Source organism: Yersinia enterocolitica subsp. enterocolitica (genome assembly GCF_901472495.1).
Taxonomy (GTDB): Bacteria; Pseudomonadota; Gammaproteobacteria; order Enterobacterales; family Enterobacteriaceae; genus Yersinia; species Yersinia enterocolitica.
Map to the genome: position 1 here is coordinate 2095668 of NZ_LR590469.1, position 12565 is coordinate 2108232.

Genomic DNA, 12565 nt, shown 5'->3' on the forward strand with positions numbered 1-12565 from the left:
CCAACATAAAAAAACCTCCGAAATATCGGAGGCTTCATTTAGATTAGAAACAATATCTTATTAGAAGCTTATTCCCACTCAATTGTTGCAGGTGGTTTACCACTAATATCGTAAACTACTCGGGAAATACCATTGACTTCATTAATGATGCGGTTTGAAACACGACCCAGGAAGTCATATGGCAAATGCGCCCAATGTGCTGTCATGAAATCAATAGTTTCAACCGCACGCAGAGAGACAACCCAGTCATATTTACGACCATCGCCCATCACACCGACGGAACGAACTGGCAGGAACACGGTAAAGGCCTGGCTGACTTTATTGTACAGATCTGCTTTATGCAGCTCTTCGATAAAGATAGCATCCGCGCGGCGCAGTAAATCACAATATTCCTTTTTCACTTCGCCGAGAACGCGCACACCCAAACCTGGGCCTGGGAATGGATGACGATATAGCATGTCGTATGGCAGGCCAAGTTCGAGGCCGATTTTACGCACTTCGTCTTTAAACAGCTCTTTCAGCGGTTCAACCAAACCCAGTTTCATCTCTTTAGGCAAGCCGCCCACATTGTGATGCGATTTAATCACATGCGCTTTACCGGTGGCAGATGCAGCGGATTCAATCACGTCTGGGTAGATAGTGCCCTGCGCCAGCCATTTAACCTGTTCTTGTTTACAGGCTTCTTCGTCAAATAACTCAACAAACACGCGACCAATGATTTTACGCTTGGCTTCTGGTTCATCAGCACCAGCCAGTGCCGCCAGGAAACGATCTTCTGCCGCCACATGAACAATGTTCAGGCCGAATTTATCGCCGAACATTTCCAACACCTGATCCGCTTCATTCAAACGCAGCAGGCCGTTATCAACAAACACACAAGTCAGACGTTTACCAATAGCACGATGCAACAGCATTGCGGTCACGGATGAGTCAACACCACCGGACAGACCAAGAATGACGTGGTCTTCACCAATTTGCTCACGCAAACGCACGATAGCATCTTCAATAATGGTGGCCGGGGTCCACAGTGCTTCACAAGCACAGATATCCAGAACAAAGCGCTCCAGCAGGCGTTGACCTTGCTTGGTGTGCGTCACTTCAGGGTGGAACTGCACGCCATAAAAACGTTTTTCTTCGTTAGCCATAATGGCAAACGGGCAGGTATCAGTACTGGCTACGGTGACAAAGTCAGACGGGATCGCGGTAACCTTGTCGCCATGACTCATCCAAACATCCAACACCGCTTCACCGGCTGGATTGATGGCATCTTTGATATCACGGATAAGCGCGCTGTCAGTTTTAATTTCAACCTGCGCATAACCGAATTCACGTTGGTTTGACCCTTCGACTTTACCGCCCAGCTGCATTGCCATGGTTTGCATGCCATAGCACACACCCAGCACCGGAACCCCAGCAGTGAACACATAATCAGGCGCTCGTGGGCTGTCATGTTCAGTGGTGCTTTCAGGGCCGCCGGAGAGAATGATGCCGCTTGGATTAAATTCGCGGATCTGGTCTTCGGTCACATCCCACGCCCAAAGTTCACAATAGACACCAATTTCACGAACACGGCGCGCCACCAGTTGGGTGTATTGCGAGCCGAAATCGAGGATAAGAATGCGATGTTTATGGATATTTTTTGTCATGTGCGGCAAATTCCACAGATAATTAATAAAATTAGAGAGTTACCATTATTATTCATAGGTCATTCCAGTCGACGGAACCAAGAAGTTGGCTAACGCCCGCAGCACAGCATGCGCAGTTGACAGCAAGTCAATGAGCAATGCGAGCAGCGGACGATAGTCACATTCGCCGGTTTAAGCCCTGGAATTAGCCCATGCGGTAGTTTGGTGATTCTTTGGTGATGGTAACATCATGAACATGGCTTTCTTGAATGCCTGCACCGCTGATACGAACAAATTCAGCTTTGGTGCGCAATTCATTGATAGTGCCGCAGCCGGTCAGCCCCATACATGAACGCAGGCCACCCATTTGTTGATGCACAATCTCTTTCAGCAGACCTTTGTATGCCACACGCCCTTCGATACCTTCTGGTACCAATTTATCGGCCGCATTATCGGTTTGGAAGTAGCGATCTGAAGAGCCTTTGGACATCGCACCCAGTGATCCCATACCGCGGTAAGATTTGAATGAACGGCCTTGATACAGTTCGATTTCGCCCGGAGACTCTTCAGTCCCTGCCAGCATAGAACCGACCATGACACATGAAGCACCCGCCGCAATGGCTTTAGCAATATCGCCAGAGAAACGAATACCACCATCGGCAATAACCGGAATACCAGTACCTTCCAGCGCTTCGACCGCATCAGCAATCGCCGTAATCTGAGGAACACCAACACCGGTCACAATACGTGTAGTACAGATTGAACCAGGGCCGATACCGACTTTAACTGCGCTCACACCAGCATCAGCCAAGGCTTTAGCCCCTGCACCTGTTGCGACGTTACCGCCAACGATTTGCAGGTTAGGATATTTAGCGCGCGTTTCGCGAATGCGCTGTAAAACGCCTTCGGAATGACCATGAGATGAGTCGATAAGTAAAACATCAACACCAGCAGCGACCAGAGCATCGATACGCTCTTCATTACCCGCACCGGCACCGACAGCAGCACCAACGCGCAGGCGGCCATGCTCGTCTTTACAGGCGTTTGGCTTGCGCTCTGCTTTTTGGAAATCTTTCACGGTAATCATGCCGCGCAGATGGAAGCTATCGTCAACGACTAAAGCTTTCTCGACACGTTTTTCATGCATTTTTTGCAGCACAACTTCGCGGGCTTCGCCTTCTTTGACCGTCACCAAACGCTCTTTCGGTGTCATCACCGCAGTCACGGGTTGGTCCAGATCAGTGACAAAGCGAACATCACGGCCGGTAATGATCCCAACCAGCTCGTAATCTTCGGTCACTACCGGATAACCGGCGAAACCGTTACGGGCGGTCAGTTCTTTAACCTGACGGAGAGTAGTGGTAGGGGTAACAGTCTGTGGCTCAGTTACAACGCCACTTTCGTGTTTTTTCACGCGGCTGACTTCTTCGGCCTGGCGCTCAATGGACATATTTTTGTGGATGAAACCTAAACCGCCCTCTTGTGCCAGCGCAATGGCCAGACGAGCTTCGGTTACGGTATCCATTGCTGCGGACAGCATAGGGATATTCAGGCGGATAGTTGCAGTCAGTTGAGTACCAAGTTCTGCCGTATTAGGCAAGACTGTGGAGTGGGCTGGAACCAGGAGAACGTCGTCAAATGTTAGAGCTTCTTTCGCGATACGTAGCATGGGCAATATCTCACCAAGGTGAATGTAAAAAGATAAAATATTGCCGTGGCATTATACAGAGCGTAATCGGTTGCCTCCAGCACTTTCTCACTATTTTTCTTGCCAAGCGGCTTGAGGCAGGTAATATCGATCAATTAAGTGCTTGTTTTAAAATTTGAACCAGGTCACATGTCACAATCTTCCGCGTCATCAATTTTTACTGTCAGCCGCCTTAATCAGACGGTGCGACAACTGCTGGAAATGGAAATGGGCCAAATTTGGCTCACTGCCGAGATTTCCAATTTCTCTCAGCCTTCGTCGGGTCACTGGTATTTCACCTTAAAAGACGATCGGGCGCAGGTGCGCTGCGCGATGTTCCGTAACACCAATCGTCGAACCACTTTTCGCCCACAAAATGGCCAACAAGTGTTGGTCAGAGCATCGATCACCCTGTATGAACCGCGTGGTGACTACCAATTAATTGCCGAAAGCATGCAACCTGCTGGCGACGGATTGCTGCAACAGCAATTTGAACAGCTTAAACAGCAACTGGCCGCTGAAGGGCTTTTCGACCAAAGCCACAAGCAACCTCTGCCCAGCCCAGCCAAACAGGTGGGGGTGATAACTTCATCCAGTGGTGCTGCTCTGCACGATGTTTTACAAGTTTTGCAGCGCCGTGACCCTTCACTTCCGGTTATTATTTATCCGACAGCAGTGCAAGGTGCTGATGCTCCATTGCAGATAGTCCGAGCCATTCAACTGGCAAATCTGCGGGGGGAATGTGATGTATTGATTGTCGGGAGAGGTGGCGGCTCGTTGGAAGACTTGTGGAGTTTTAATGACGAGCGGGTTGCCCGCGCTATTTTTAATAGCAGGATTCCCATTGTCAGTGCGGTCGGCCATGAAACTGATGTCACTATCGCGGACTTCGTTGCCGATTTACGCGCCCCAACCCCATCAGCCGCCGCCGAGCTGATCAGCCGCAACCAAATAGAGTTGGTTCGGCAAATTCAGGGGCAGCAGCAGCGCATGGAAATGGCGATGGATTATTATCTGGCGCAGCGCCATCAGCAACTCACCCGCCTTGAGCATCGGCTGCAACAGCAACACCCGCATTTGCGATTGGCCCGTCAGCAAACACTGCTGTTGAAATTACAACGCCGACTGGAAGATAGCGCGCAAAACCAAATTCGCCGATTAAGTCGACGCACTGAACGGCTGCAACAACGGCTGGTTCAAGCTCAACCGCAAGGGCAGATCCATCGTTATAATCAGCGGGTACAACAGCAGGAGTACCGCTTGCGTCAGGCATTAGAGCGCCAGTTGAATGGCTATCGTCAACGTTTTGGCATCGCCTGCTCACAATTGGAAGCGGTCAGCCCATTGGCTACACTAGCCCGCGGCTACAGCGTAACGCAGACCCCAGAGGGCAGCTTACTCAAAACCACGAAACAAGTGCATACTGGCGACAAGCTAACCACCCGACTGCAAGATGGCTGGGTGGAAAGTGAAATCACTCAAATCAAGGTGGCAAAAAAGCCCCGTCAGCGTAAAGCCGCTAACTGAGCGCCGTTATTATTGCCACAGCCAATAGATCTGCCGATTGGTATTAGACCATTGGCAGATAACTAAAACGAACGCGGCTTTTTGAAATCAGCCCATGCCCATTCTGGCAAAAATAATCAACAGCTCCACACGCTTTCAATACTTGTAGCGGTTTAGCGCAATCAGGGCATTCAGCCTGTTGCTGATAGTTGCCATAACAACTAGAGCAATGAAAGTGGCCACTCACTTCCGCCATTGTTTTCTGACAAACCGGACATAGCGCATCCATAAATTCTCTCCCAGCGGTTAATGAAAACTTACATCACACCCAGTGAACGTAAAAAGTAAATCCCCAGCGCGGTAGTGAAAAATGAACCGACAGTCGTTATCGCGATGATATTTGCGGCCAGCGTAGCATTTCCTCCCATCGCGCGGGTCATGACATAACTACCTGCGGCAGTTGGTGTTGCGGAGAATAGAAAAATAATACCTAACGTTGCACCACGGAACCCCATCAGCAAGCCGCCTAAAGTCATCAATATTGGCACGATGAATAGTTTTGCCACCGAGGATAATGCCGCCACATTAGAAGAACGGAACATCGCATGCCAATCAAGACTCGCGCCGGTGCAGAGTAATGCCAAGGGCAGTGCCAATGCTGAGATATAGCTGCCAGTCTGAACAATCACCTGGGGAATAGGCAACTGGGTTTGAGCATAGGCTAAACCGCATACCAGACCGATAATCAATGGGTTAGTCACAATACTGCGCAGCAGTGCCACTTTGCTGATTTTACCGCCCTGCCCACTCTGTAAGCTGCGGGTTAGTGTTATCACTGACAGCATATTAAATAAAATCACCGTCACCGTCAGATACATTGACCCCAGAGCAACCCCTTCATCGCCATAAGCCGTCATAGCAAATGCCAGGCCAACAATCGCGGTATTGGCTCTGAAACCACCCTGCACGAACACACCACGCTCTCTTGGGTCTTTTACCAACCACTTGGCGGCAATCTCGAGCAGTAGGAATGTCAGCAAGGTACCGACAGCACCGTAGATAACCAAGGGCAAGTTATCCAGTACGCTGACGTGATTGGTGGCGACACTGAAAAACAACAGGCAGGGCAACGCCAGATTGAACACCACACGGGTCGCGCCATCGCAGAACCGATCATCCATCAGGCCGCCGCGCCGTAATAGCATTCCGAGTAACATCATCAATAAGTTGGGTACTGTGACACTAAATGCAAAACTCCAGGTTTCCCAAGACATGGCTGATGTTCAACTCCTTTTGTTTACGGTTAAGCGACCAAGGCGGCATTTTACTGATGGCGGTCATTAAATGTGCAAAAAGCGTGGAATGCCCACGCTTTGCAGTTACTATTTACCTTTTTTCAAGTGCGACATCAAACGTTTACGTTTGCGCATCTGATTTGGCGTCAGAGTATTGCGCTTACCCGCAAACGGGTTCTCGCCCTCTTTAAACTGGATACGAATAGGCGTACCCATAACTTTCAATGAACGACGGAAGTAATTCATCAGATAACGTTTATAAGAATCCGACAGATCAGTAACCTGGTTGCCGTGAATAACCACGATCGGTGGGTTATAACCCCCGGCGTGAGCATATTTCAGCTTCACACGGCGACCACGAACTAACGGAGGCTGATGATCTTCTTCTGCCATTTGCATAATACGGGTCAGTAAGGAAGTGCCCACTCGTTTGGTTGAACAGTCATACGCTTCCTGAATGGATTCAAACAGGTTACCGACACCGCTACCATGCAGTGCAGAGATAAAGTGAATGCGGGCAAAATCGACAAAACCAAGGCGCAGGTCTAGCATATCTTTAACCTGAGCACGGGCTTCTTCTGACATGCCATCCCATTTATTGACCGCAATAACAAGTGAGCGCCCACTATTGAGAATAAAGCCTAACAGAGACAAATCCTGATCTGAAATACCATCACGGGCGTCAATGACCAACAGCACAACGTTGGAATCTTCAATGGCCTGCAAGGTTTTAATAACCGAGAATTTCTCAACCGCTTCAGTGATCTTGCCGCGTTTACGCACACCTGCGGTATCAATCAGAATATATTCACGTTCATCACGGGTCATTGGAATATAAATGCTGTCACGCGTGGTGCCCGGCATATCATAAACCACCACACGGTCTTCACCGAGGATACGGTTAGTTAGTGTGGACTTACCTACGTTAGGACGCCCAACGATAGCCAACTTGATTGGCAAACTCAGTGGATCAAAGTCATCCTCTTCGTCTTCTGGAATTTCATCTTCGTCAGCTTCTTGCGCCGCCCAATAGGCCGCGTTAGCTTCTTCGTCTGTCAACTCAGCTTCAGGTTCTTCGGCGTCCATGTAAGGCGCCATGACATCTTCAATCAGCTGAGTCACACCACGGCCGTGGGAAGCTGCAATCGCATGCACTTCACCCAAGCCTAATGAATAGAAATCGGCGGTAGCGGTATCTGGATCAATACCGTCAGTTTTGTTGGCAACCAGGAAAGTGGCTTTTTCACGACTGCGCAGATGTTGAGCAATGCCCTGATCCGCAGGCATCAGCCCGGCGCGCGCATCGACCATAAACAGGACGATATCCGCTTCTTCAATCGCCAGTAACGATTGACCAGCCATCTTGGTTTCTACACCATCTTCTGTGCCATCAATACCTCCGGTATCGATAACAATAAACTCATGACCCTCGACCTCGGCACGACCATATTTACGGTCACGCGTTAGCCCGGGAAAATCCGCAACTAACGCATCACGGGTGTGCGTTAAGCGGTTAAATAAAGTGGATTTACCCACATTCGGGCGCCCGACCAGCGCGATGACAGGTATCATTGTTGGAGCCTCATTACTTAATTTTCAAAGCGTTACAGCACTGTATCGAACATTCAACAGCGCAGTTTTAGAAGACAAACGGCCCCTGAATATCAGGAGCCGCTTTGAACCCTTCCTCCTTGAAGTTGCAGCGGTGTTACTTACTGCAACGCCAGTGGCTTGGGTATTAACCTGTCAGACAGGCATTTTAAATAAGGATTAACGGGTGAACGCGTATACCGTGCCGCCTCTTGCCTGCACCAGCAACTTATCGCTGGCAACCACAGGCGCACTCAGGAAACCGGAGCTATCTACGCTCTGCTGAGCAACAAAACGACCATCAGTGGTATTCACCCAGTGCAGATAACCTTCAGCATCACCTACAACCAGATAACCATTATACATCACAGGAGCCGTCAAGTTACGATGTAATAAATCGCTTTGACTCCAAAGAGTTACACCACCATCGGCTTTCAGCGCAACAATGCGATCATTCTGATCGACCAGATAAATATTGCCGCCGTCAACAATAATGTCATTGACTGAACCCATTTCGCGCTTCCACAGAATCTGACCAGAGCGCAGATCCAGTGCAGTCAGGTTGCCATTGTATGCCAGAGCATAAACAACGCCATCTACAACAACAGGTGTGGTATCAACATCATTCAGGCGGTCAATTTCAGTAGTCCCAGTCACTTGGGAAATACGCTGTTGCCAGATCAACTGACCTTGCTCCAGCATTACCGCACTGACACGGCCATTATCACCACCAACAAGTGCAGCACCAAATGCAACTGTTGGCGCTGATTCACCCCGTAGAGACAAGGCTGGTGTATCCAGATTTAATGTCCACTTAATGGCACCGTCAGATTCATTCAGCGCTTGCAACATACCATTCGAGGTGTGAATCAGTACCACACCATCACTGACAACCGGGCGGGACAAGGCTTCGCCAGCAACTACCGTCTGCCAGGCCACCTGTCCATCGTCAGAGTTCAACGCATAAACTACTGCTTTCTCACTACCGACGTACACATGAGCACCTGAAGCTGTTACGCCACCAGATAACATTGCGGAACGGTTGCTGGAGAGGAAGTTGGTTTTCTCAGACAGGTCAGTTTGCCAAATTTGTTTGCCCGTATCGGCTTCCATCGCTTTCACCAGACCTTTACGGTCCGCTGCAAAGACAGAAGTTCCCTGCCAGGCTGGGCGCAGATGTGAGTAATAATCACCGACACCACCACCCACAGAAGTGCTCCACACTTTTGTCGGCGTGAATTGATTCTCAACTTTTGGCAGTGGCGACATGGTAACCACATCTTCTTCACTGTTAAACAGTGAACAACCACTCAATAGGGCAACAGATACCAGTCCTACTAAGAGTGTTTTACGCAATTGCATGGGAATACCCCTTAGCTGGACAAATTATTCAATTTCATGCGCAGTAAAGCTTGTAGCGCCTGAGAAGCATTTGATTCGACACCTTTACTGTAAGCTGCGCGTGCACCTGCGGTATCACCTTTGCTCAATAATGCATCGCCACGAACATCTTGTGCCATCGCAGTCCAGCCGTCGCCTTGCACTGCATCCAGTGTTTTCAATGCTTCATCTGGTTTTTTCAATTGCAATTGCAAACGAGCAAGACGCAAATTAATCAACGACAGCAGATTTTCATCTTTTGTCTGGCCCAATGCTTGGGTAAGTTGCTGCGCAGCTTTATCAAATTCGTTTTGCTCAACAAAGTGGTGAGCCAGCTCTAACCCGGCAAGTACGCCGTAGTTATTTTTATTGCTCTGAACAAATTTTTCAGCGACAGCAACACCATCAGCACTGTTGGCTGACAAGGCATCACTGGCTTGCTGATAGGCAGAGGAGGCTTCCGTCAAAACAGTATTTTGATGACTCTGCCAGTAACGCCAGCCCACTAATGCACCAATCCCGAGCACCACACCCACGGCCAGCGCTTTACCATTCTCACTAAAGAAACGGCGCACTGCATCAACCTGGTCATTTTCAGTGGTATAGACTTCCACGGTGTCTCTCTCCTTAACCCAACATCAAAGCCAGACGCGCAGCAACATCCGCTTGCGCCAGCGTTTCTTGTTCACCATTCCGCAAATCTTTTACAACCACTTGCTGTGCTGCCACTTCGCTTTCGCCAAGTATTAATGCCACACGCGCCCCCCACTTATCAGCGCGGGTAATTTGCTTTTTGAAATTGCCACCGCCGTAGTTAGTCATTAACTTTAAGGTCGGTAAAACATCACGCACACGTTCTGCCAGCTGCATCGCCGCACTTTGCGTTCCCTCACCCGATGAGATGAGATACACATCAATAGTCGCAGGTACTTTAAACTCTGGATTAACGGCTTGTACCAACAGAACCAAACGCTCAAGCCCCATAGCAAAACCAACAGCAGGTGTGGCACGCCCCCCCAGTTGTTCAACTAAACCGTCGTAACGCCCACCGGCACAGACTGTACCTTGTGCGCCCAAACTGTTGGTCACCCACTCAAATACCGTACGGTTATAATAATCCAAACCACGAACTAAACGCTCATTAACGGTATATGGGATGCCAGCCTGATTTAAAAGTTCACACAAACCGGCAAAATGTTGTTTTGATTCATCATCCAGATAATCAGATAGCTTAGGTGCATCGTTAAGCAATAACTGAACGTCTGGGTTCTTAGAATCCAGCACACGTAACGGGTTGCTGTACATGCGACGCTTGCAATCTTCATCCAACACATCAACATGTTGTTCAAGGAAAGTCACCAGAGCTTCACGATAATCAGCGCGCGCATCCAATGAACCGATGGAGTTCAATTCAAGCTGCACATGCTCTGATATCCCTAAGGCACGCCACCAACGAGCCGTCAGCAGTATCAATTCTGCATCAATATCAGGCCCTTGCAGACCGAAAACTTCCGCACCTAACTGGTGGAATTGACGGTAACGTCCCTTCTGTGGGCGCTCATAGCGAAACATCGGGCCGATATACCACAGACGCTGTTCCTGATTGTACAGCAGACCATGTTCAATGCCTGCGCGCACGCACCCTGCGGTACCTTCCGGGCGCAGAGTCAGACTTTCGCCATTGCGATCGTCAAAGGTATACATCTCTTTCTCAACCACGTCGGTGACTTCACCGATAGCGCGTTTGAATAACGGGGTCTGCTCTACAATCGGCATGCGAATTTCGCTGTAGCCATAGCCTGCCAGCACTTGCTTTAAAATACCTTCAATACGCTGCCATATTGCCGTATCGGCTGGCAGGTAGTCGTTCATACCACGGATGGCTTGAATGTTCTTTGCCACGTCTGTTCTCTGTAGTTTTATACCCAGTTTACATGATGTTGCAGCGGTGTCGGCAGCAACGCCAATAACATTGGGCATAGTGCAAAAAATAAAGCCGATTATAGAGGCTTGCCGCCCACATATTCAATGGTGACAATTTGTCACCTCTACTGGCTCATTATAAAGCGGGCCATGCCCGCTTGAGGTTAATGACAAAGTGCCCGTAACGGTGAAAACAGGCAGATCGTAAAGACGCCGTAAACCCCTCCCTGGGGGCTCGAGCCGCGCCCTCCCTGGCGCGGACGCTTTACTCTTCTACCTGCCTTCACCTTGCAAGATCGAGTTACCGAGGTTTGTCAGCAGTCTGAAGCGGGCCATGCCCGCTTTTTTGTATTCAACGATAACGAATGATCGTGCTACTTATTTTTCTTCCAGCATATTGATAACTATTCGATTATTTGCATCGAGCATCGATGCTTTTGCACGAATTTTAGCTTCCAACTGGTCAATCATCTTTTCGTTATCAAAACGTTCTCTCTGACGAACCCCATCTTCGTAGAAACCACTGTGGTTACGAGCACCGGTCACTCCGATAGTCGAGACCAATGCCTCGCCCGGCCCATTGACCACGCAGCCAATGATAGAGACATCCATTGGGGTAATCAGATCTTCTAACCGCTGTTCCAACGCGTTGACCGTACCAATAACATCAAACTCTTGGCGAGAACAGGTTGGGCAGGCAATAAAGTTGATCCCGCGAGAACGGATCCGCAGTGATTTAAGGATATCAAAGCCAACTTTGACTTCTTCTACCGGATCGGCAGCCAACGAGATACGTAACGTATCGCCAATACCTTCTGACAACAAAAGGCCTAAACCAATAGCCGATTTTACGGAGCCACTTCGTGCGCCACCGGCTTCAGTTATCCCAAGGTGCAACGGATTATTAATTTGCTTGGCCAGCAGACGGTAGGAGTTTACCGCCAGGTAAACATCGGAGGCTTTAACACTGACTTTAAACTGATCAAAATTAAGACGATCAAGGATATCGACATGACGCATCGCAGATTCAAGCAGGGCTTCCGGCGTAGGCTCACCGTATTTTTCCTGAATATCTTTTTCCAGCGATCCACCATTGATACCAATTCGAATAGGGATATTGTGGTGACGAGCACAATCAACCACAGAACGAATACGTTCTTCTGAACCGATGTTTCCAGGGTTAATTCGCAGGCAATCAACACCATACTCCGCAACTTTTAGCGCAATACGGTAATCGAAATGGATATCGGCAACCAACGGAACATTTGACTGCTGCTTGATTAACTTAAATGCTTCAGCCGCATCCATGGTTGGTACTGAAACTCGCACGATATCTACGCCAACACGTTCCAGTGCCTTAATTTGAGCAACAGTCGCAGCAACATCAGTGGTCTTGGTATTGGTCATCGATTGCACTGTAATCGGCGCACCATCGCCAATAGGTACTTTTCCGACGTAAATCCGCGTCGATTTACGGCGGATAATTGGGGATTCGTTATGCATTACACACTCTCCTTTACAGTCGTGTAGTTTTCGCAACGCAGTCGTCTTTCAAAACC

At 49.1% G+C, this 12565-nt stretch carries 10 protein-coding genes; 1 reads left to right on the forward strand and 9 read right to left on the reverse strand.

The features are described from left to right. Positions 1-68: 68 nt before the first annotated feature. On the reverse strand, positions 69-1646 hold the full coding sequence (guaA, locus tag FGL26_RS09910; protein ID WP_005172541.1) for a glutamine-hydrolyzing GMP synthase: 1578 nt from the start codon (positions 1644-1646) through the stop codon (positions 69-71). 184 nt (positions 1647-1830) lie between these two features. Continuing rightward, positions 1831-3294 carry an IMP dehydrogenase gene (gene guaB / locus FGL26_RS09915; RefSeq protein WP_005172545.1) on the reverse strand — a complete coding sequence of 488 codons (1464 nt, stop codon included), beginning with the start codon at positions 3292-3294 and terminating at the stop codon, positions 1831-1833. A gap of 168 nt (positions 3295-3462) precedes the next feature. Here guaB and xseA point away from each other — a divergent pair, with 168 nt between their 5' ends. Further along, a complete protein-coding gene (xseA, locus tag FGL26_RS09925; protein ID WP_005172547.1) occupies positions 3463-4839 on the forward strand; it encodes an exodeoxyribonuclease VII large subunit in 1377 nt (458 codons plus the stop codon). A 43-nt stretch (positions 4840-4882) separates the two neighbouring features. Here the strand turns inward: xseA and FGL26_RS09930 are convergent, their stop codons facing one another. The 7 genes from FGL26_RS09930 to ispG all read right to left on the reverse strand — a co-directional run bounded on the left by FGL26_RS09930 (position 4883) and on the right by ispG (position 12509). Further along, complete coding sequence (locus FGL26_RS09930) at positions 4883-5107, reverse strand: zinc ribbon domain-containing protein (protein WP_005172551.1); 225 nt, start codon at positions 5105-5107, stop codon at positions 4883-4885. Between the two features lie 28 nt (positions 5108-5135). Then, on the reverse strand, positions 5136-6092 hold the full coding sequence (locus tag FGL26_RS09935; RefSeq protein ID WP_005172553.1) for an AEC family transporter: 957 nt from the start codon (positions 6090-6092) through the stop codon (positions 5136-5138). Positions 6093-6200: 108 nt separating this feature from the next. After that, complete coding sequence (gene der / locus FGL26_RS09940) at positions 6201-7685, reverse strand: ribosome biogenesis GTPase Der (RefSeq protein ID WP_005172557.1); 1485 nt, start codon at positions 7683-7685, stop codon at positions 6201-6203. Between the two features lie 198 nt (positions 7686-7883). Then, the gene (gene bamB / locus FGL26_RS09950) at positions 7884-9065 is read right to left on the reverse strand and encodes an outer membrane protein assembly factor BamB (RefSeq protein ID WP_005172565.1); all 1182 of its coding nucleotides are present in this window, start codon (positions 9063-9065) and stop codon (positions 7884-7886) included. 11 nt (positions 9066-9076) lie between these two features. After that, positions 9077-9697 (reverse strand): YfgM family protein, encoded by a 621-nt coding sequence (locus FGL26_RS09955; RefSeq protein WP_005172568.1) that lies wholly within the window; start codon positions 9695-9697, stop codon positions 9077-9079. Between the two features lie 13 nt (positions 9698-9710). After that, positions 9711-10985 (reverse strand): histidine--tRNA ligase, encoded by a 1275-nt coding sequence (gene hisS / locus FGL26_RS09960; RefSeq protein ID WP_005159557.1) that lies wholly within the window; start codon positions 10983-10985, stop codon positions 9711-9713. Between the two features lie 399 nt (positions 10986-11384). Further along, positions 11385-12509, reverse strand: coding sequence for a flavodoxin-dependent (E)-4-hydroxy-3-methylbut-2-enyl-diphosphate synthase (gene ispG, locus FGL26_RS09970; protein ID WP_005172591.1), 1125 nt, complete (start codon positions 12507-12509; stop codon positions 11385-11387). Between the last annotated feature and the right edge of the window lie 56 nt (positions 12510-12565).

Coding starts and splice junctions, on each gene's coding strand:
- guaA (WP_005172541.1), bottom strand. CDS start 1,646: ATGACAAAAAATATCCATAAACATCGCATTCTTATCCTCGATTTCGGC.
- guaB (WP_005172545.1), bottom strand. CDS start 3,294: ATGCTACGTATCGCGAAAGAAGCTCTAACATTTGACGACGTTCTCCTG.
- xseA (WP_005172547.1), top strand. CDS start 3,463: ATGTCACAATCTTCCGCGTCATCAATTTTTACTGTCAGCCGCCTTAAT.
- FGL26_RS09930 (WP_005172551.1), bottom strand. CDS start 5,107: ATGGATGCGCTATGTCCGGTTTGTCAGAAAACAATGGCGGAAGTGAGT.
- FGL26_RS09935 (WP_005172553.1), bottom strand. CDS start 6,092: ATGTCTTGGGAAACCTGGAGTTTTGCATTTAGTGTCACAGTACCCAAC.
- der (WP_005172557.1), bottom strand. CDS start 7,685: ATGATACCTGTCATCGCGCTGGTCGGGCGCCCGAATGTGGGTAAATCC.
- bamB (WP_005172565.1), bottom strand. CDS start 9,065: ATGCAATTGCGTAAAACACTCTTAGTAGGACTGGTATCTGTTGCCCTA.
- ispG (WP_005172591.1), bottom strand. CDS start 12,509: ATGCATAACGAATCCCCAATTATCCGCCGTAAATCGACGCGGATTTAC.